Annotated in this window: 20 protein-coding genes; 8 read left to right on the plus strand and 12 right to left on the minus strand. The window is 70.0% G+C overall.

Annotated elements, in window-relative coordinates:
• Nucleotides 1-144: 144 nt before the first annotated feature.
• From FFK22_RS30595 to FFK22_RS30605, 3 genes are all read left to right on the plus strand, one after another.
• Nucleotides 145-960: a mechanosensitive ion channel family protein gene (locus FFK22_RS30595; RefSeq protein ID WP_138890300.1), complete on the plus strand. Its 816-nt coding sequence runs from the start codon at nucleotides 145-147 to the stop codon at nucleotides 958-960.
• A 31-nt stretch (nucleotides 961-991) separates the two neighbouring features.
• The gene (gene argS / locus FFK22_RS30600; RefSeq protein ID WP_138890299.1) at nucleotides 992-2,758 is read left to right on the plus strand and encodes an arginine--tRNA ligase; all 1,767 of its coding nucleotides are present in this window, start codon (nucleotides 992-994) and stop codon (nucleotides 2,756-2,758) included.
• Between the two features lie 126 nt (nucleotides 2,759-2,884).
• Nucleotides 2,885-5,110, plus strand: coding sequence for a DUF3141 domain-containing protein (locus FFK22_RS30605; RefSeq protein WP_138890298.1), 2,226 nt, complete (start codon nucleotides 2,885-2,887; stop codon nucleotides 5,108-5,110).
• A 271-nt stretch (nucleotides 5,111-5,381) separates the two neighbouring features.
• Here FFK22_RS30605 and FFK22_RS30610 read toward each other — a convergent pair whose 3' ends face one another.
• The 5 genes from FFK22_RS30610 to FFK22_RS30630 all read right to left on the minus strand — a co-directional run bounded on the left by FFK22_RS30610 (nucleotide 5,382) and on the right by FFK22_RS30630 (nucleotide 8,048).
• Nucleotides 5,382-5,672, minus strand: coding sequence for a type II toxin-antitoxin system RelE/ParE family toxin (locus FFK22_RS30610; RefSeq protein WP_138890297.1), 291 nt, complete (start codon nucleotides 5,670-5,672; stop codon nucleotides 5,382-5,384).
• Nucleotides 5,669-5,971, minus strand: coding sequence for an antitoxin of toxin-antitoxin stability system (locus tag FFK22_RS30615; RefSeq protein WP_306770195.1), 303 nt, complete (start codon nucleotides 5,969-5,971; stop codon nucleotides 5,669-5,671). Before FFK22_RS30615 ends, FFK22_RS30610 begins: the two co-directional genes overlap by 4 nt.
• Before the next feature lie 73 nt (nucleotides 5,972-6,044).
• Nucleotides 6,045-6,506, minus strand: a complete 462-nt coding sequence (locus tag FFK22_RS30620) for a thiamine phosphate synthase (protein WP_138890296.1) — start codon at nucleotides 6,504-6,506, stop codon at nucleotides 6,045-6,047.
• A gap of 54 nt (nucleotides 6,507-6,560) precedes the next feature.
• Nucleotides 6,561-7,490 carry a class I fructose-bisphosphate aldolase gene (locus FFK22_RS30625; RefSeq protein ID WP_138890295.1) on the minus strand — a complete coding sequence of 310 codons (930 nt, stop codon included), beginning with the start codon at nucleotides 7,488-7,490 and terminating at the stop codon, nucleotides 6,561-6,563.
• A gap of 117 nt (nucleotides 7,491-7,607) precedes the next feature.
• Nucleotides 7,608-8,048 (minus strand): Lrp/AsnC family transcriptional regulator, encoded by a 441-nt coding sequence (locus FFK22_RS30630; protein WP_138890294.1) that lies wholly within the window; start codon nucleotides 8,046-8,048, stop codon nucleotides 7,608-7,610.
• A gap of 124 nt (nucleotides 8,049-8,172) precedes the next feature.
• On the opposite strand from FFK22_RS30630, the gene rocF reads away from it, so the two are divergent.
• Both rocF and rocD read left to right on the plus strand, forming a co-directional pair.
• A complete protein-coding gene (rocF, locus tag FFK22_RS30635; RefSeq protein WP_138890293.1) occupies nucleotides 8,173-9,159 on the plus strand; it encodes an arginase in 987 nt (328 codons plus the stop codon).
• Between the two features lie 21 nt (nucleotides 9,160-9,180).
• Nucleotides 9,181-10,392, plus strand: a complete 1,212-nt coding sequence (gene rocD / locus FFK22_RS30640) for an ornithine--oxo-acid transaminase (RefSeq protein ID WP_138890292.1) — start codon at nucleotides 9,181-9,183, stop codon at nucleotides 10,390-10,392.
• Nucleotides 10,393-10,410: 18 nt separating this feature from the next.
• Here rocD and FFK22_RS30645 read toward each other — a convergent pair whose 3' ends face one another.
• Entirely contained in the window at nucleotides 10,411-10,812 is a 402-nt protein-coding gene (locus tag FFK22_RS30645) for a hypothetical protein (protein WP_138890291.1), read from the minus strand.
• A gap of 10 nt (nucleotides 10,813-10,822) precedes the next feature.
• Nucleotides 10,823-11,122 carry a hypothetical protein gene (locus tag FFK22_RS30650; protein ID WP_138890290.1) on the minus strand — a complete coding sequence of 100 codons (300 nt, stop codon included), beginning with the start codon at nucleotides 11,120-11,122 and terminating at the stop codon, nucleotides 10,823-10,825.
• Between the two features lie 60 nt (nucleotides 11,123-11,182).
• On the opposite strand from FFK22_RS30650, the gene FFK22_RS30655 reads away from it, so the two are divergent.
• Nucleotides 11,183-11,974 (plus strand): ferritin-like domain-containing protein, encoded by a 792-nt coding sequence (locus FFK22_RS30655; RefSeq protein ID WP_138890289.1) that lies wholly within the window; start codon nucleotides 11,183-11,185, stop codon nucleotides 11,972-11,974.
• An 85-nt stretch (nucleotides 11,975-12,059) separates the two neighbouring features.
• Here FFK22_RS30655 and FFK22_RS30660 read toward each other — a convergent pair whose 3' ends face one another.
• Together FFK22_RS30660 and FFK22_RS30665 are read right to left on the minus strand one after the other, a co-directional pair.
• Nucleotides 12,060-12,428 (minus strand): cupin domain-containing protein, encoded by a 369-nt coding sequence (locus tag FFK22_RS30660; protein ID WP_138890288.1) that lies wholly within the window; start codon nucleotides 12,426-12,428, stop codon nucleotides 12,060-12,062.
• Nucleotides 12,429-12,466: 38 nt separating this feature from the next.
• On the minus strand, nucleotides 12,467-13,378 hold the full coding sequence (locus FFK22_RS30665) for a LysR family transcriptional regulator (protein WP_138890287.1): 912 nt from the start codon (nucleotides 13,376-13,378) through the stop codon (nucleotides 12,467-12,469).
• Nucleotides 13,379-13,508: 130 nt separating this feature from the next.
• Between FFK22_RS30665 and FFK22_RS30670 the strand changes: the two genes are divergently transcribed.
• Entirely contained in the window at nucleotides 13,509-14,285 is a 777-nt protein-coding gene (locus FFK22_RS30670; RefSeq protein ID WP_138890286.1) for a dioxygenase, read from the plus strand.
• Between the two features lie 21 nt (nucleotides 14,286-14,306).
• On the opposite strand, the gene FFK22_RS30675 is transcribed toward FFK22_RS30670, so the two are convergent.
• The gene (locus tag FFK22_RS30675; RefSeq protein ID WP_138890285.1) at nucleotides 14,307-15,011 is read right to left on the minus strand and encodes a glutathione S-transferase family protein; all 705 of its coding nucleotides are present in this window, start codon (nucleotides 15,009-15,011) and stop codon (nucleotides 14,307-14,309) included.
• 105 nt (nucleotides 15,012-15,116) lie between these two features.
• Here FFK22_RS30675 and FFK22_RS30680 point away from each other — a divergent pair, with 105 nt between their 5' ends.
• Complete coding sequence (locus FFK22_RS30680) at nucleotides 15,117-15,995, plus strand: LysR substrate-binding domain-containing protein (protein WP_138890284.1); 879 nt, start codon at nucleotides 15,117-15,119, stop codon at nucleotides 15,993-15,995.
• Here FFK22_RS30680 and FFK22_RS30685 read toward each other — a convergent pair.
• Entirely contained in the window at nucleotides 15,992-16,456 is a 465-nt protein-coding gene (locus tag FFK22_RS30685; RefSeq protein ID WP_138890283.1) for a peroxiredoxin, read from the minus strand. The genes FFK22_RS30680 and FFK22_RS30685 overlap by 4 nt on opposite strands.
• A gap of 34 nt (nucleotides 16,457-16,490) precedes the next feature.
• Nucleotides 16,491-19,523: a bifunctional [glutamine synthetase] adenylyltransferase/[glutamine synthetase]-adenylyl-L-tyrosine phosphorylase gene (locus FFK22_RS30690; RefSeq protein ID WP_306770196.1), complete on the minus strand. Its 3,033-nt coding sequence runs from the start codon at nucleotides 19,521-19,523 to the stop codon at nucleotides 16,491-16,493.
• Nucleotides 19,524-19,541: the final 18 nt, after the last annotated feature.

Genomic DNA, 19,541 nt, shown 5'->3' on the forward strand with positions numbered 1-19,541 from the left:
GGCCGCCGACGACCTGGAGGCCGCCGACACCGGGTGACGGCCGACGGGCTGGCGCCGGCCCGGGATCGATCCCCGCCGCGGTGTGTTAGCGAAGTGACGTCCGCCGCCGCGGGCGGCCTCGCCGACACCGCATCCGGACCGCCGATGATCAATTTCGACAACCTGTGGGCGCTGTTCGCCTTCTACGGCCTCAACGCACTCTATGCGATCGTGCTGCTCGGCCTCGGCTGGTGGCTGGCGCGATTCATCGAGCGCTGGCTGCTGCGCCTCGCCGGCCGCACCCGCCATGTCGACCCGACGATCGCCGACTTCCTGGCGTCGCTGATGCGCTATCTGGTGCTCGCCGTCGTCGTCATCGCCGTGCTGCAGATCTTCGGCATCCAGACCACCAGCCTGGTGGCGGTGCTGGGCGCCGCCTCCCTGGCCATCGGCCTGGCGCTGCAGGGTACGCTGTCGAACCTGGCGGCCGGCGTGATGCTGCTGATCTTCCGGCCGTTCAAGATCGGCGACGCAGTCGAGGTCGCGGGCAAGGCCGGCACCGTCCGGTCGCTGTCGCTGTTCATGACCGAGCTGGTGACCCCGGCCAATGTCCAGATCCTGCTGCCGAACGGCGCGGTCTGGGGCGCCGCCATCGTCAACAATTCGACCTATCCCGGCCTGGCGAAGATGGAGCTGACCTTCCCGGCGCCGGCCGGCCCGGCGGGCGAGGACCTGGCCCGCGACATCGTCGCGGCGCTGAAGGCCGATCCGCGTCTGGCGCCGGGGGCGGAGCCCGCGGTCGCCGTGTCGAAGCTCGTCGACCTGTCCAAGCCGGGCGCCGGGGTGGTCGAGCTGACGGTCAGCGCGCCCCTCGCCACCGCCAATGTCGGCGCCGTGAAGACGGCGCTGATGCAGCGGATCAATTCCGGCATGGGACGCCTGACCGCGGGCGGCCTTGCCTCGGACGCGCCCGCCTCCTAAAAACCGCGGGCAACCCGGAAGATCTGCCCGCATGTCCTCGCTCGCCTCGAAGCTGACCGAAACTGTCGCCGCCGCCTTCGCCGCGGAGGGGCTGCCGCCCGAGCTCGGCCACGTCATCGTCTCGAACCGGCCGGATCTCGGCCATTTCCAGTGCAACGGCGCGCTGCCGGCGGCCAAGCGCGTCGGCGCCAATCCGCGCGAGATCGCGGAGAAGGTGGCCGAGAGGCTGAAGGCGGACCCGCAGTTCAGCGCCGTGTCGCTGGCCGGCCCCGGCTTCATCAACCTGTCGCTGACCGATATGGCCATCGCCACCCATGTCGATGCCCAGGCCCGGGACGAGCGGCTGGGCGTGCCGAAGACCAACCCGCAGCGCCGGGTGGTGCTGGACTATGGCGGGCCGAACATCGCCAAGCCGATGCATGTCGGTCACCTGCGCGCGTCGATCATCGGCGACAGCCTGCGCCGGCTGGTCTTGTTCGCCGGCGACGAGGCGATCGGCGACGTGCATATGGGCGACTGGGGCACGCCGATGGGCATGGTGATCAGCGAGATCGCCCGCCGCCAGCCGGACCTGCCGTATTTCGATCCCGGCTTCACCGGCCCCTATCCGGCCGAGAGCCCGGTGACGATGGAGGACCTCGAAGTCCTTTACCCCGCCGCGTCCCAGGCCTCCAAGGCCGATCCGGCGCGGATGGAGGAGAGCCGGCAGGCGACGGCGGAACTGCAGGCCGGCCGGCCCGGCTACCGCGCGCTGTGGCAGCATTTCATCGACGTCTCGGTCGCCGGCATGCAGCGCGAATTCGGCGCGCTGGGCGTGCGGTTCGACCTGTGGAAGGGCGAGGCCGCCGTCCACGACCTGATCGAGCCGATGGTCGACGACCTGAAGGCGCGGGGCCTGGCCGAGACCGATGACGGCGCCGTCATCGTCCGGGTCGCCGAGGAGGGCGACAAGAAGGAGGTGCCGCCGCTGATCCTGGTCAAGTCGGACGGGGCCTTCACCTACGGCACCACCGACCTCGCCACCATCGTCGACCGGCGCCAGTCGCTCGACCCCGACCTCGGCCTCTACGTCGTCGACCGGCGCCAGTCGCTGCATTTCGAGCAGGTGTTCCGCGCCGCCCGCAAGGCCGGGCTGAACCACAAATCGGCGCTTGAGCATCTCGGCTACGGCACGATGAACGGGCCGGACGGCAAGCCGTTCCGGACCCGCGCCGGCGGCGTCATGAAGCTGTACGACCTGCTCGACACCGCCACCGAGATCGCGCTGAAGCGGCTGGAGGAGGCGCATCTGGCCGAGGGCTATCCGGAGGAGGAGCGGCGCGAGATCGCCCGCCGGGTCGGCATCGCCGCGGTCAAGTTCGCCGACCTGTCGAACAACCCGTCCTCGGACTATGTCTTCGACCTCGACCGCATGCTGCGCTTCGAGGGCAAGACCGGCCCCTATCTGCAATATGCCGCGGTGCGCGCCAAGTCGCTGCTGCGCCGCGCGGACGGGCAGGGCGACGCGCCCGGCGCCATCCTGCCGGCGGCGAACGAGGCCGACCGGGCGCTGATGCTGCAACTCGGGCAGCTGCCCGACGCGGTGCGCAACGCCTATGACAAGCGGGCGCCGAACGAGCTGTGCGACTTCGCCTATGCCCTGGCGCGGGAATTCAGCCGCTTCTACGACGCCTGCCATGTTCTGAGCGAGCCGGATCCGGCACGCCGCGCCTCCTGGCTCGGCCTCACGGCCTTGACGCTACGGCAGCTGGAGCAGGTGCTGGACCTGCTCGGAATCCAGATCCCGGACCGTATGTAAACCAACGAATTTCGTATATCATCCGACCAAAGGCGGAACGACGGGGTATGCCCATTCGTTCTACCGTGAGGGCAGAAAGCCCCGCTGCGGACCGTCGTCCGCGGTCGAAGGAAGAGGACGGGTGATATGACGGGTACTGCCGACCAGAGCGCCGCGCTCAGCGCCGCCTGGGCCGAGCCTTGGGCGTCTGCCGTCGAATACTGGGTCGATGCGGCGCAGCGCAGCGTGCTGTTCTGGGACGTGATGCGCCAGCGCGGCAACCAGTATCTCGCACATGCGGCCGACCCGACGCCGCATGTGCTGTCCTACCAGTTCGAGCTGATCCTCGACGGCCGCACCCTGGAGCGGCCCTGCAACTACATGCTGGTCCGGATCGTGCCGCCCGAGGGCGTGACGGTCGACCCGGACAAGCGCCCCTTCGTCGTCGTCGACCCGCGCGCCGGCCACGGCCCGGGCATCGGCGGCATGAAGCCGGAAAGCCAGATCGGCCGGGCCCTGCGCGCCGGCCATCCCTGCTACTTCATCGGCTTCCTGCCGGTACCGGTGGCCGGCCAGACGCTGGAGGATATCGGCCGGGCCCAGGCCGAATTCCTGCGCATCGTCGCCGAGCGCCACCCGAAGGCCGAGGGTAAGCCCTGCGTCATGGGCAACTGCCAGGCCGGCTGGGCGCTGGCGATGCTGGCCGCGGTCAAGCCCGGCATCGTCGGGCCGATGATCCTGGCCGGCGCGCCCTTGTCCTACTGGGACGGGCCGCGCGGCAAAAACCCGATGCGCTATCTCGGCGGCCTCGCCGGCGGCGGCTGGCCGGCGGCGTTCAGTGCCGACCTCGGCAACGGCCGCTACGACGGCGCCCATCTGGTGCAGAACTTCGAGAGCCTGAACCCCGCCAACACGCTGTGGTCCAAGCAGTACAACCTGTACAGCAAGGTCGACACCGAGGTGGCGCGCTATCTCAGCTTCGAGAAGTGGTGGGGCGGTTACGTCCAGCTCAATGCCAACGAGATCGAGACCATCACCGAGGACCTGTTCGTCGGCGACAAGTTGACGGCCGGGCAGCTCGAAACCTCGAGCGGCAAGCCGATCGACCTGCGCAACATCACCTCGCCGATCGTGGTGTTCTGCTCGCAGGGCGACAACATCACCCCGCCGCAGCAGGCGCTGGGTTGGATCCTCGACCTGTACGACTCGACCGACGACATCGTCGCCAACGGCCAGACCATCATCTACGCCATCCATGACGACATCGGCCATCTCGGCATCTTCGTCTCCGGCCGCGTCGCGGCGAAGGAGCACAACGAGTTCATCCAGAACATCGACCTGATCGACACGCTGGCGCCCGGCCTCTACGAGGCGGTGATCATCGAAAAGCAGGCCGACGACCCGAATGCCGGGCTGATCCGCGGCGACCATGTGGTGCGGTTCGAGGCGCGCAGCATCAACGACCTGCGAGCGCTCGGCATCAACACCGCCGACGAGGACAAGGCCTTCGCCACCGCCGCGCGGGTGTCGGAGATCAATCGCTCCCTCTACACCTCGACGGCCCGCCCGCTGGTCCAGGCCATGGCCAATGAGCCGGCGGCGGAGATGGGGCGGCGGCTGAGCCCGGCGCGGCTGCAATACTCGCTGTTCTCGAACCGCAACCCGGCGATGCTGCCGGTGGCGATGGCGGCCGAGCAAGTGCGGGCGAACCGCCGCCCGGCGGCGCCGGACAACCCGTTCCTGGCCTTCCAGGACCTGGTGTCGAGCCAGATCGTCACCGCGCTGGACGGCTGGCGCGACCTGCGCGACCGCTGGATCGAGAGCAGCTTCTACACGATTTATGGCAACCCGGTGCTGCAGGCCATGCTCGGCGTCGGCGACGGCACCCTGGCCGACCGCCGCCCGCCACGCCGCAGCGAGCCGGAGGAGGAGCGCGAGGCGCTGCGGGCCGAGGTCGCCGAGGGCGACATCCACGCCGCCGTGCTGCGCGCCATCCTCTATGTGATCTGGCCGATGCGGGCGGTGGACGAGCGCGGCTTCGCCACGTTGCGCCAGCTCTATGCCGACCGGCTGCCGGGGCACTGGGCCTCGCTGGCCGAATTCAAGGCGGCGATGCGCCAGCAATACCTGATCCTGCGCTGGCTGCCGGAGGAGGCGATGACCGCCCTGCCGGGCCTGCTGCCGAACGACGCCGCGACCCGCGACGGCGCCTTCGCCGTGATCGAGTCGGCCGCCTCCGCCGCTGGCCCGGTGACGGGCGAGGTCAAGCTGCGCCTCGATCGGATGCGCGAGGTCTTCGCCGCCGTGGCGCCGGCCCCCGCCAAGCCCGTCCGCCGCGGCCGCACCGGCCGGCCGCTGAAGGTGGTGGAGTAGGGGCATAGGCCCCTTTCGCCGTCATTTGCGAGGCGAAGCCATCCATGCCTGCGTTTGCGCTGTGCCATGGATGGCCTCGCTGCCCTCGCAGTATCGGTCCCGGAGTATTTCTCTTGACCTAAATGTTCTTGTTATGTTCTGATTGTGGGATGGAGATTGCCCACAAAAGGTAACAAGACTTCGCTCCAGGCATGTCACGGCGCTCCAAAGGGTGCGGCCGGAATCCTTGCGATGATGGTCTGGCCGGAGAGCCGATCTCAAGGGCCAGGCATCAGTCCATTGTCGGTGTCGGCGGCCATTGGCGGGCGGTGTGGACCAGTGCCAGGACCCACACTGTGTCGCCTTCGATCTCATATACGAGGCGATAGTTCTCATGCGGGATCAACTCGCGTGTACCAGTAATTTTCCCAGCGCGGCCGAGCATCGGGAAGTCGGCCAGCTTTGCCGCTGTCTCCCCGAAACGCCGATCCATCCGGCTCGCCGCCGAGCGGTTGTCGGCGGCTATACGATCCTGAATATCGCTACGATCCTGCTCGGCTTCCGGCGTCCAGATGACCTTCACGAATCGGTCTCGTCAGCCTCGCGCAACAGTTCCGCCCGCCGGGCCGCGAACTCGGCCTCGACCTCTTCATTCGACCGACCACGGCCGGCCCGCATCGACGCACGCGCGATCTCGACCTTGCGGCGCAGGAAGTCGTCGTATTCGCGCTCCTCGCGCCGGCGCTGGACGAATTCGCGCATCAGCTCCCGCATTACCTGCGAGGCTGGCCGGTGGGTTGCCTCGGCCTCAGCCATGAAGGCGTCGCGGAGCTCCGCCTCGAGCTTCATCGTGAAGACGGCTTCTTTCGGCATGGTCGTCATCTCGCATCCGGCGGATACTGAGGAAGTATATACGACCTCATTACCAGGCGCAAAACAGGCGCCCGCCGGCTGGTCAGCCCAGGCCGTGGATTGCCGCGACCGCCGCCTGCGGATCGGTCCAGCCTTCTGCCGCCACGCGCCGGAAATCGGCCTCGGGGAGGGCTGCGACGCAGGGCACTTCCATCATTTCGGTCCACCAGGACACGATCTCGGTATCGGCGTCGAAGCCGACGAAATCGGCGCCGGCCTCGCCGGCCTCCATCGCCTCGTGCCGGCTGGTGCCGACCGTGACGCCGACGATCGCCTGGGTGCCGACGGCCTTGCGCGCCGCGCCGTAGGCGCCGGGGCCGACCACGACGCCGTCGCAGCCCGACCGGGCCGCCAGCGCCGCGTCGTCGCGCAACAGGAAGGCGACGCCGCGCTCCTGCGCGATGCCGCGCAGCCGCTCGACCGCCGCCTTCGCCGCGGCCGGATCGGCCGGCACCGCCATCTCGACGCAGGCGACGTCGCCGGCGCCGAGGGCGGCCGCGAACACCGCCGGATCGAGCTCCGGCGGGATCGCGATATAGATGCGGGAGTCGCTCAGGGTCTATTCCTTGCCCTGGAAGATGCGGACCAGGGTGTCCAGCAGCTCCAGCGCCTCGTCCCGCGGCCGGCGGAAGCAGTTGCGGCCGATGATCGAGCCGTTGCCGCCACCATCGCGGATGGCGCGGGCGTCGTCCAGCACCGAGGCGGTGTCCTTGGCGGCGCCGCCGGAGAACACGACGATGCGGCGGCCGGCGAAGCAGGAGCGCATGACCTCGGCGACGCGCTCCGCCTGGGTGCCGATCGCGATCCTGGCGCCGTCGAACTCCTTCTTCGCCTCCTTCTGCTCGATGAAGTCGGTCGGCAGCTTGACCTTGATGACATGGGCGCCGAGCTGGCTGGCCAGATGGGCGGCATAGGCCACCACGTCGATCGCGGTCTCGCCGTCCTTGGTGATGTTGCCGCCGCGCGGATAGGACCACAGCACGGTCGGCAGGCCGACCGCCTTGGCCTCGCGGATCAGCTCGGCGATCTCCTCCATCTGCTCCAGCCCCTGGTCGGAGCCGGGATAGATGGTGAAGCCGATGGCGGTGCAGCCCAGCCGCAGCGCGTCCTCGACCGACCCGAAGATCGCCTGGTCGGCGTCTTCCCTCAGGCGGGACAGGCTGTTCGAATGGTTCAGCTTCAGGATGGTCGGCACCTGGCCGTACAGCTTGCCGGTCGACACCTCGAGCTGGCCCAGCGGCGCGGCATAGGCGTTCAGCCCGGCATCGATCGCCAGCTGGTGGTGGTAGAACGGGTCGTAGCCGCCGGGGTTGACGGCGAAGCTGCGGGCGGGCCCGTGCTCGATCCCCTGGTCGACCGGCAGGATGATCATCTTGCCGGTGCCGCCGAGGCGGCCGTTCATCAGGAGCTGCGCGAGCTTGGCCTTCACCGCCGGGTTCTCGCTGTCGTAGTTCGACAGGATCTTCTGCACGCGCGGGCTGATTCTCATCGTCTTCCTCGAGGCGGTGGGGGCGGTCGGCTGCAATCCCTAGCCGACCGGGTCGGCTTGTTCAACGCCGCCGGCGCACAAATGTTTCGTTATAAATGTACGACGAATTCGCCGGCGTCAGGCGGCGGCCTCGGTCCGGGTCCGGATCGAGGACAGCATCAGGCTGGTCTCGGTCTGCGAGATGCCCTGGACCTGCCGGATCCGGCGCAGCGTCTGGTCGAATTCCTCCAGCGTCGCCGTCTCGATCTCGGCCAATATGTCCCAGCGGCCATTGGTCGAATGCAGCGCCCGCACCTCCGGGAAGCCGCGCAGCCGCTGCATCACCCGGTCGGCGGCCTGGCCCTCGACCTCGACCATGGTGATGGCGCGGATCGGGTTCGGCTGGCTGCCGGCCTTGACCACGATGGTGAAGCCCTGGATCACGCCGGTGTCGACCAGCCGGTCGATCCGCGCCCGCACCGTGGCGCGGGAGACGCCGAGCGCCGGCGCGAGGGTGGAGACCGGGGTGCGGGCATCGGCCCGCAGCAGCGACAGCAGCTTGTGGTCGAGATCGTCCATTCTGATCAGTACGCCTTGCCAATTTGCTAGATCCATTGAGCAAAATAGCCAAGATGCCGGCTTTATGTCACCCCCTCGTGAGGGGATAATCAGGTCTCACACCCCGCCGACAGGGATGGCAGAGATGGACGGAACGCAGACCGATCGCGGACAGGATCGCCCCTCGCGCATCGCCCTGGTGGGCGCGCCGGTCGAGGTCGGGGCCGGCCATCGCGGCGCGGTGATGGGCCCGGCCGGGCTGCGCACTGCCGGCCTGCTGCCCAGCCTGCAGGGCCTCGGCTTCGAGGTCGAGGACCAGGGCGACCTCGCCCCGGCCCGGCCTCTGCCCGCCGTCGTCGAGACGCCGCAGATGCGGTTCCTGCCGGAGATCGCGGGCTGGTCCCGGATCCTCAGCGACCGCGCCTACGCCCTGATAAACCAGGGCGTCCTGCCGATCTTCCTAGGCGGCGACCACAGCCTGTCGATGGGCACGGTCAACGGCGTGCTGCGCCACTGCCGCGAGGCCGGGCGCGAGCTGTTCGTGCTGTGGCTCGACGCCCATGCCGACTTCAACACCCCGGCGACCACGCCGTCCGGCAACATGCACGGCATGTCGGCGGCCCTGCTGTGCGGCGAGCCCGGGCTGGACGACGTGTTCGGCGCTGAGCCGCGCGAGCGGCTGGACCCGCAGAACCTGACCATCCTCGGCGCCCGCTCGATCGACCGCGAGGAGCGGGCGCTGCTGCGCCGCCGCGGCGTCGAGGTGTTCGACATGCGCCTGGTCGACGAATACGGCGTCTCGGTGCTGATGCGGCGGGTCCTCGACAAGGTCGCGGCGCGCAACGGCGTGCTGCATGTCAGCCTCGACGTCGACTTCCTCGACCCGTCGATCGCACCGGGCGTCGGCACCACTGTGCCGGGCGGGGCGACCTATCGCGAGGCGCATCTGATCATGGAGATGCTGTACGACAGCGGCCTGGTCGGGTCGCTCGACGTGGTCGAGCTGAACCCCTTCCTCGACGACCGCGGCAAGAGCGCCCTGCTGCTGGTCGACCTGGTCTCCAGCCTGTTCGGGCGGCAGATCATCGAGCGGGTCGGGGCGGTCGAGCGCGCGGCCTCAGGCGCGCTATAGGACGGGAACAGGAGCAGGACCATGGCCACATCGGCGACCACTCTCATCGAGACCGAAGCCCGCCTCGGCGCCCACAACTACAAGCCGCTCGACGTCGTGCTGTCGCGCGGCGAGGGCGTCTGGGTCTGGGATGTCGACGGCAACCGCTACCTTGACTGCCTTTCGGCCTATTCCGCGGTCAACCAGGGTCATTGCCACCCGAAGATCCTGGCGGCGATGGTCGAGCAGGCGCAGAAGCTGACCTTGACCTCGCGCGCCTTCCGCAACGACCAGCTGGCGCTGTTCTACGACGAGATCGCGGCGCTCACCGGCTCGCACAAGGTGCTGCCGATGAACAGCGGCGCCGAGGCGGTGGAATCCGCGGTCAAGGCGGTGCGGAAATGGGGCTACGAGGTCAAGGGCGTGCCCGACGGCCAGGCCGAGATCATCGTCTGCGAGAACAACTTCCATGGCCGCACGCTCGGCATCGTCGGCTTCTCGACCGACCCTGATGCGCGCGGCGGCTTCGGGCCCTTCGCGCCCGGCTTCAAGGTCGTGCCGTTCGGCGACGCCGCTGCCTTCGAGGCCGCGATCACCCCGAACACCGTGGCCTTCCTGGTCGAGCCGATCCAGGGCGAGGCCGGGGTGATGATCCCGCCGGCCGGCTACTTCAAGACCGTGCGCGAGCTGTGCACCCGGCACAACGTCACGCTGATCCTGGACGAGATCCAGACCGGGCTCGGCCGCACCGGCAAGCTGCTGGCCGAGGCGCATGAGGGCATCGAGGCCGATGTCACCCTGGTCGGCAAGGCGCTGTCCGGCGGCTTCTACCCGGTCTCGGCCGTGCTCTCGAACTCCGAGGTGCTCGGCGTGCTCAAGCCCGGCCAGCACGGCAGCACCTTCGGCGGCAACCCGTTGGCCTGCGCCGTCGCCCGGGCCGCGCTGAAGGTGCTGGTCGAGGAGGAGATGATCGAGAATGCCGAGCGCCAGGGTGCGTATTTCCAGGCCCAGCTGGCCGGGCTGCGCAGCAACCTGATCCGCGAGGTGCGGGGCCGCGGCCTGATGCTGGCGGTCGAGCTGCATCCGGAGGCCGGCGGCGCCCGCCGCTACTGCGAGGCGCTGCAGAAGCGCGGCGTTCTGGCGAAGGACACCCATGGCGACACGATCCGGATCGCGCCGCCGCTGGTGATCACCCGCGACCAGGTCGACTGGGCGATGGAGCAGTTCGCCGCGGTGATGACCGGGACGGCCTGACAGAGGCCCGCCGCCGCGCTACGGCTTCGGCAGCCCGAAGCCGTACTGCTCGGCGAACAGCACCAGATCCTCGATGGTGTGGATCTGGTGGCGCTGGATGTTCGGGCCGTTGCGGGCATTGGCGTCGTATGTGCCCATCGGGTAGTCGCCTTTGTCGTTCGACTCGACCTGCAGGGCGTTGTCGATGAAGAAGTCGCGCTTGCGGACCGGCAGCGTGTAGAACCAGTCGACCAGCTGCGGCAGCTCGTCCTCCTTGAAGCCCAGCCGCTTGCCCAGCGTCGGCAGCATGGCCAGGAACGGCCGGCCCTCCTCGTCGCAATTGGCCAGGCTCTCGGGCTTGTCGACGTCGGGATAGGCCGACTTCAGCCAGACGCCCAGCATCGGCTCATAGTGGTTACACGGCGTCGAGCGGGCGGCCATGGACCAGGGCCTAGGCGGTGGTGGGCAGGGTCAGCGGCATCAGGCTCTTGTCGAGGATCGGCCCCATGATCGGGGTCGGCTTGCCCAGCGCCACCTTCCAGGTCTTCCAAGCGTTGCCGGCGAACCAGTAGCCCCAGGCGTTGTTGATCGTCTTCGGGTCGAGCGTCGGCGCACCCGTGATCACCTCCGGCGTCTCCTTCGGCCGGATGAACTCGACCCCGCCGATGGCGGAGAACAGCGATGTCAGCGGTGTCGCCGGCGCGCCCTGCAGCGCGCGGATGAAGTCGTCGCCGTTGCGGACGATGAACATGCCGTTCGGTCCGGACAGGCCCTTATTCCGGCGCAGCGCCGTCCTGGTGTAAGAGGAGCCATGGACGCCCTGACCGACCTCGCCGTCGCCGTGCTGGACACGGCGGATCCGCTGCGCAAGATCGAGCTGAGCCATAAGGCCGCCGCGGCCTGGCGGCAGCGCGCGATCCCGGTGCTGGGCACGCGCCGCCCGCCGCCGCGCCCGGCCCGGCCGGCGCGGCCGGAGCTGCGGCGCCCGGGCGACATGCCGAAGCGGCGCCTGGGCGGGGAGGCGGGACGGATCGCCCTGCTGCACGCTTTGGCCCATATCGAGCTGAACGCGATCGACCTGAGCTGGGACCTGATCGCCCGCTTCGCCACGGCGGAGACGCCGGAGGGGTTCTTCGACGACTGGGTCAAGGTCGCCGACGAGGAGGCGACGCATCACGGGCTGCTGTCGGTGCGGCTGAATGAGCTCGGCTCCGGCTACGGCGCCCTGCCGGCGCATGACGGGCTGTGGCAGGCGGCGGAGGAAACGGCGGCGGATCTGCTCGGCCGGCTCTCGGTGGTGCCGCTGGTGCTGGAGGCGCGCGGCCTCGACGTGACGCCGGAGACGGTGGAGCGGCTGGAGCGCGCCGGCGACGCCGACAGCGCCCGCATCCTGCACCGGATCTACACCGACGAGATCGGCCATGTCGCAGCCGGCCGGCGCTGGTTCGAATGGGAATGCGGCCGCCAGGGCAGGGCGCCGATCCCGACTTATCACGAGCTGGTGCGGCGGTATTTCCGGGCCAGGCTGAAGCGGCCCTTCAACGTGCCGGCCCGCGACCTCGCCGGCTTCGCCGCCGCCTTCTACGAGCCGCTGGCGGAGTAGGGCTTATCCCATGCCGACTTCGTTCGGGAACGCAGCGAGACTGTCAGTTCGCTGTCACTCCGCAAGCCGCTGGGAAGTGGAGCCCTCAGTCCTTCCGTTCGTAGATCACGTACAGCTTGCGGGCCGGGGTCACGTTTGCCCAGGTCCCGGCGAAGCCGGCGGGGATGACGAAGCTGGCCCCGGCCTCGAAGCGGCGGGTGTCCCCGGTCTCGTCGGCCAGTTCCACCGTGCCGGACAGCAGGTGGCAGAACTCCTCTTCGGTATAGTTCACGCGCCAGGCGCCGACCGCGGCCTCCCAGATCCCGGCCGAGAACTGGCCGGTCGGATCGCTGTAGAAGTTCCGCGCCGTCTGCAGCGGATCGCCGTTCAGCACCTTGGCCGGGTCCGGCCGCCAGGTCGCGTCCTCGGACCGGGCAGTGGCGAAGTCGACGATGTCGGCGGCGGTCTTGCTCATGCGGGCCTCGCTGGCGGGATGCGGCGAGACTGCCGGCTTCAGCTGCGGCTGTCGAGGCTCCAGGACGGGCGGGCGAAGCGTTCGGCCAGGAAGTCGACGAAGCTGCGGACCTTGGCCGACAGGGTGCGGGCCGGCGGGTAGACGGCGTGGATGCCGAGCTCCGGCAGCCGCCACTCCGGGAGGATCTGGACCATCCGGCCGGCGGCGAGGTCCGGCGCGGCGATGAAGTCCGGCTGCCGGGCGATGCCGTAGCCCTCGCGGATCGCGGCCTGGATGGCGTCGCCATTGTTGATCTGCAGCCGGGCGCCGATGCGGATTCGCACCTCGCCCTCCGGCCCGGTCAGCACCCATTCGCCCCGGTCGCCGCCATAGGCATAGGCGATGCAGCGGTGCCGGATGAGCTCGGATGGATGCGCCGGAGTGCCGTGCGCCGCGAGATAGGACGGCGCGGCGCAGAGCAGGATGCGGCAGGGGGCCAGGCGGCGGGCGATCAGCGAGGAATCGGCCAGCCGGCCGATGCGGATCGCCAGGTCGGTGCCGTCCTCCAGCAGGTCGACGACCCGGTCGTTCAGGGTCAGGTCGACCGAGACTTCGGGGTAGCGCTCGAGATAGCCGGCCATTGCCGGGGCGACATGCAGCACGCCGAAGCTCATCGGCGCATTGACCCGCAGCAGGCCGCGCGGCCGGGCGTGCAGCGCCGCGGCCTCCTCCTCGGCCTCGACGACATCGGCTGTGATGCGCTGCGCCCGACGGTAGAAGGCGGCGCCGGCCTCGGTCAGGCTCAGCCGGCGGGTGGTGCGGTTCAGCAGGCGGGTGCCGAGCCGGGTCTCCAGATCCAGGATCGCCCGGCTGGCCAGTGCCCGCGACAGGCCCAGCTGCTCCGCCCCCGCGGCGAAGCTGCCGGCATCGACGATCCGCACGAACAGGTCCAGCGTGGTCAGGCGATCCATGATTGTCAAAAATGGATCAACAATCTTTTGATGTCACGCCGGATTATCAAAACCCCCGAGAGGCGCAATATGGCGAGACGGCGGAGGTCGCGGCCGGCCGTCCCGTGCCGCCCCGCCCTGGAGATCAATCATGTCCACGATGCCCGCGCTCTTCGTCTCCCATGGCTCGCCGATGCTGGCGCTGTCGGACGAGCCGGCGGGGCGGTTCTTCGACGCGCTCGGGCCGTCGCTGCCGCGTCCGGACGCGATCCTGCTGGCCTCCGCCCATTTCGAGACCGAGGTGCCGACGCTCGGCGCGGCGCAGCAGCCGGAGACGATCCACGATTTCCACGGCTTCCCCGAGCCGCTGTACCAGGTCCGCTACCCGGCCACCGGCGCGCCCGGCCTGGCGCGCCTCGCCGCCGAGCGGATTGCCGCGGCCGGGCTGCCGGTGGAGATCGACGACAAGCGCGGCCTGGACCACGGCGCCTGGGTGCCGCTGCGCCGGATGTATCCGGCGGCCGACATCCCGGTCGCGACCCTGTCGATCCAGCCGCACCGCGACCCGGCGCACCACTACGCGGTGGGCCAGGCGCTGCGCGGGCTGCGGGACGAGGGAGTGATGGTCCTGGCCTCGGGGTCGCTGACCCACAATCTGCGGGCGCTGGACTGGCGCGGCGGACCGGATGCGCCGGTCTCCGGCTGGGCCCGGGCGTTCATCGACTGGGTGGCGGCGGCGGTGGACGAGGGCCGCACCGAGGACCTGCTGAACTACCGCCGCCTGGCGCCCGAGGCAGTGAAGAACCATCCGGCGGACGAGCATTTCCTGCCGTTCTTCGTTGCCCTCGGCGCCGGCGACCTGCCCGGCCGCCGGCTCCATGCCAGCGTCACCATGGGGGCGCTGGCGATGGACGCCTATTCCTTCTGAGATGGGTGTCGCAGGCGGTCGTCAGGCCGCCTGCCGCACCCGGCCCAGAGCCTCCTCCAGGCCGATCTCGCCGCGGAAGCCGCCGCTGCTGCGGGCCGGGTCGCCGTGCTCGATCGCATGGGCGAACTGCACCGCCGGGTCGGCCTCCAGCCGCTCGAACAGGCGCTGCAGCCCCGGGTAGTCCCGGCGGTCGACCACGTCGTGATATTTGGTCCAGCGGGCGATGCCGATGAAATAGGCGTCGGCCAGCGTCCGGTCGCCCAGCAGCCAGTCCCGTCCGCCCAGCATCGCCTCCAGATCGGCATGCGCCTTCGCCACCTTGGCTGCGCCGAAGGCCCGGAGCGCGTCGCGCTCCACGCCCTCGACGCCGTGCTCCAGCGCGTACCACAGCGGGCTGAAGGCGTTGAAAAAGGCGGTGTTGAGGAAGCCCAGCGCCTGGTTCAGCCGGTCGAAGCCGGCCTTGCCCTGGACGAAGGACAGGCCTTTGTCGACGCCGCGCGCGCCGAGATGGTTCAGGATCGCCATGCTCTCGCTGATCAGCCGGCCGTCCGCCGTCATCAGCGTCGGCGTCTCGCCGACCGGGTTGAGGCGGCGATAGGCCTCGCTTTGCACCACCTCCGGCATCTCGACGCGGCTCAGCCGGTATGGCTCGCCGAGCCATTCCAGCGCCACGATCGAGCCGAAGGAGCAGCCCGAGGGCACGCCGTAGAAGAGGATCGGTTCCATGTTGGGGTTTCCTTGTTTCGGTCACCCGGGGAATATGCCTATGTGGACTTTGGGCCTGTAGCCGTGCTGATATGGACTTGAGGTCCACACATATGGACGACGGATATGCTCAACCTCAATGACCTCGGCCTATTCGTCCAGGCCGTGGACAGCGGCGGCTTCGCCGCGGCGGCACGGCGGCTGGGCTTGCCGAAATCGACCATCAGCAAGCGCGTCGCGGAGCTGGAGGCGGCGCTCGGCGCCCGCCTGATCCATCGCACCTCGCGCAGCTTCGTGCTGACCGAGCTCGGGCGCGACTTTTATGACCATGCCCGCGGCGCGATGATCGAGGCGGAAGCGGCTGAGGGCGTGGTCCTCCGCCGTCTGACGGAGCCCAGCGGCACCGTCCGGATCACCGCCTCCGTGCCGACTGCGCAGTCCCGGCTGTCCGGCCTGCTGCCGGCGCTGGCCCGGGCCTACCCGAAGATCCGGCTGCAACTGCACGTCACCGACCGCTTCGTCGATCTGGTGCAGGAGGGCTTCGACATCGCGGTGCGCAGCCATTTCGCGCCGCTGCCGGATTCCGATCTGGTGCAGCGGCGGATGGCGGTCGAGCGGATCACGCTGGTGGCGGCGCCGGACTATCTGGCGCGCCGCGGCGTGCCGCAGGAGCCCGCGGATCTCAAGGACCATGACGGGCTGCTGACCGGCCCTACGATCTGGCGGCTGCGCCACCGCGACGGCCGCGAGGCGCAGGTCGCGCCGGCGTCCAGCTTCATGGCCGATGAATCCGTCGTGCTGCTGAAGGCGGCTGCTGCCGGGCTGGGCATCGCCTGCGGGCCCGAGACCATGACCGCGGAGGCGCGGGCCGCCGGCACGCTGGCGCCGGTCCTGGCGGAGTGGGAGGCCGGCACGGTGTGGACGACGCTGCTGACGCCGCACCGACGCGGCCAGCTGCCGGCCGTCCGTGCCGTCATCGACTTCCTGGCGAGGGAGGCAGCTTAGCCCTTCTGCGCCGCGGCCAGCACCGCCTCGACATGGCCGGGCACCCGCACGCCGCGCCACAGGCCACGGACGATGCCCTGCTCGTCGACCAGCACCGTCGACCGGTCGATGCCCATATACTTCCGGCCGTACATCGACTTCTCGACCCAGGCGCCGTAGCGCTCGACCGTGTCGTCGTCCTTGGCCGAGGCCAGGGTGAAGGTCAGGCCGTATTTCGCCGCGAACTTGTTCAGCGCGGGCACCGGGTCCTTGGAGATGCCGATGATCTCCGCGTCGACGCCCTCGAACTCCGGCAGCGCGTCGTTGAAGCCGCAAGCCTCCTTGGTGCAGCCTGAGGTGTCGGCCTTCGGATAGAAGTAGACGATTGCCTTGCGGCCGCGCAGGGCCGAAAGCGAGATCGTCCCGCCGCCGGCCTTGGGCAGGGTGAAGTCCGGGGCGGGCTTGCCGATCTCGACGCTCATTCGGATCTCTCCAGGCGGGATTCGCTGCGTTTGACTAGGATGCCGCAGGCTTGGTGGCAAGCTCGTCCGTCGGCGGCGGCCCGATCAGGCGGTCGAACACGGCCATGACCTTGGCCGCCCACCGCCGCATCCCGGCTGCGGCGGCGTCGAGATCCTCCGGCGGGTCGGCGGCGGCATCCTCGGCCACGGCGCGCAGCAGGCCGCGGATCATGGCGTCGGAGGCTTCGGCTGGGTCGAACCTGTCCTCGACGGCGAAGCGCAGGAAGGCCTGCACCCGCTGCCAGGTCGCGAGTGCCCGCAGCAGCGTCTCCGCCTCCGCCTCGGGCAGGACGCCGGCCGCCGCGGCGCGGCGCAGCACCTCGGCCGTGGCCTGGTGCAGGATCTCCGGATAGTCGGCGGCGTGCCGCAGCTGGAGGTACTGGGCGATGAACTCGACATCGACCAGGCCGCCGCGGAAATGCTTGATGTTCCAGATGTCGCCGCTGTCGCGCTGGCGCGCCATCCGGCCGCGCATCTCGGCGATGTCGCGGCGCAGCTTGTCCAGGTCGCGGGGCAGGGCCAGCAGCGACCGGATCTCGGCCTCGATCCGGCCGCGCAGCGGACCGTCGGCGTGGATCACCCGAGCCCGGGTCAGGGCCATGTGCTCCCAGGTCCAGGCGTCGCCGCGCTGATAGGCGGTGAAGGCCTCCAGGCTGGTCGCCAGCGGGCCGGCATTGCCGGAGGGCCTGAGCCGCATGTCGACCTCGAACAAGGCGCCCTGCGCCGTCGGTGCGGTGATCGCCGAGACCAGGCGCTGGATCAGCCGGGTGTAGTAGACCATCGGCCCGATCGGCTTGTCGCCGTCCGACATCTGGTCGGCGCCGGCGTCGTGGATCATGATCAGGTCGAGGTCGGAGCGGATGGTCATCTCGCGGCCGCCGAGCTTGCCCATGGCGAGGAGGGCGATCCCGCCTTCGGGGAAGCGGCCGTGCCGCCGCGCAAACTCCGCCTCGACCCGCGGCACCAGGGCCTGCAGCGCGACCTCGGTGACGTCGGACAGGAAGGCGGCGCAGGTCGGCGTCTCGGTCAGGCGGCGCAGGATGTGCACCGCGGCGCGGAAGCGCTGGTCGTTGGTCCAGCGGCGCAGCACGTCGAGCATGTCCTCGAAGTCGCGCGCCGTCGCCAGCTCCGCCGCCAGCCGCTCCTGCAGCCGCTCCCGCCCCGGCAGGGTGCTGAAGAAGCCCGGCGCCAGCACCGCTTCCAGCTGGCCGGCATGGGCCGTCAGATAATCCGCGATCCGACCGCCGAAACCGAGTATATCGATAAGGAGATCAAGGAGATCGGGGTTGACGTTAAACAAAGCGAAGAGCTGGACGCCGGCCGGCAGCCGGGCCAGGAACCCGTCCAGCCGCTGCAGCGTGGCGTCCGGGTCGGCGGTGCCGCCGACGATCGACAGCAGCCGGGGCACCAGCCCGGTGATCAGGCCGCGCGCCCGCTCGCTGCGCAGCGCCCGATAGCGGCCGTGCAGCCAGCCGCGCACCACGGCGATCGCCTCCGGCGGCCGGGCGAAGCCCAGCCGCTGCAGCGTCTCGACCGTGCCGGGATGGTCGTCGACGCCGGCGAAGACCAGGGTGACGCTGCCCTCGGGCGGCCGGTCCTCCTGGAACAGCTCGGCATAGCGGCTCTCGACCAGCCGCAGCGTGTCGGTCAACGTGGTGCGGAACGACGCCGGATCCGGGAAGCCGAGGAAGGTGCCCAGCGCGTCGACCTCGCGCGGGTCCTCCGGCAGCGCATGGGTCTGGTGGTCCTCCAGCATCTGGATGCGGTGCTCGACCCGGCGCAGGAAGCGGTAGCATTCGGCCAGGCTGGCGGCGGTGCCGCGGTCGATCCGGCCGGCCTCGGCCAGCCTGTCCAGCCCGGCGACCGTGCCGCGCAGGCGCAGCTTCGGCTCGCGGCCGCCGAAGATCAGCTGCTGCATCTGCACGAAGAACTCGATCTCGCGGATGCCGCCGCGGCCGAGCTTCAGGTCGTGGCCCTCGATGGCGACCGAGCCATGGCCGTGATGGTGGTGGATCTGCCGCTTGATCGCGTGGATGTCCTGGATCGCCGCGAAGTCGAGGTTGCGGCGCCAGATGAAGGGCATCAGGAAGTCGAGGAAGGCGTCGCCGGCGGCGCGGTCGCCCGCCACCGGCCGGGCCTTGATCATCGCCGCGCGCTCCCAGCTCTGCGCCAGGGTCGTGTAGTAGCCCTCGGCCGCCGCCAGCGACACCGCCGGTGGCGTCGCGCCGGGGTCGGGCCGCAGCCGCAGATCGGTGCGGAACACATAGCCGTCGATCGTCCGCTCCTCCATGATCCGCACCAGGTCGCGGGCCATCCGGGTGAAGGTCTGGCCGAGGTCGTCCTGCCGGTCGGTCGGCACCTTCTCGGCGTCGTAGAGGATGATCAGGTCGACATCGCTGGAATAGTTCAACTCCCGCGCCCCCAGCTTGCCCATGCCCAGCACGATCAGGCCGGAGGCGTCAGGCGCCGCTACCGCCTCGGGGCGCAGCAGGCCGCGGGCCGTGGCGCGGGCCAGGAGATGGGCGACGGCGAGGTCGAGGGTGGTCTCGGCGAGGTCGGACAGGGCGCCGGTCACCTGCTGCAGCGGCCACAGCCCGCCGATATCGGCCAGCGCGATCAGCAGGGCGACGCGGCGCTTGGCCAGGCGGAATGCCTGCATCAGCCGGGTGGTGTCGGCCTCGGCGGCGGTGTCGGCGCGCAGGGCCGCCAGCTCCGCAGCGACGGCGGCATCGGGGCCGTCGGCGAGGAAGCGCCGGACTGTCGCCGGGGTCCGCAGCGCCAGCTCAGTCAGATAGGGGCTGCCGCCGAACACCGCCTCCAGCAGCGCTCGTCCCTGCGGGTCGTCTGGCAGCGCCACGGCAAAATCGCGAAGCTCGGGATCGGATTGCTCGGTCGCGCGTTCAAGCCACCGTTCGACGCCGCGCCGGGCACGGTCCGGATCGCCCGCGCGGGGCCAGACGGCATCAGCCAATGCAGCTTCGTAACGTGGCATCGCGCTGTCCATGTGCCTAAGGTGCGGGCGCAGCATCGGGGTCCCGCGGGGATG

Source organism: Mycobacterium sp. KBS0706, from assembly GCF_005938675.2.
In the GTDB taxonomy this organism is placed as follows: domain Bacteria; phylum Pseudomonadota; class Alphaproteobacteria; order DSM-16000; family Inquilinaceae; genus Inquilinus.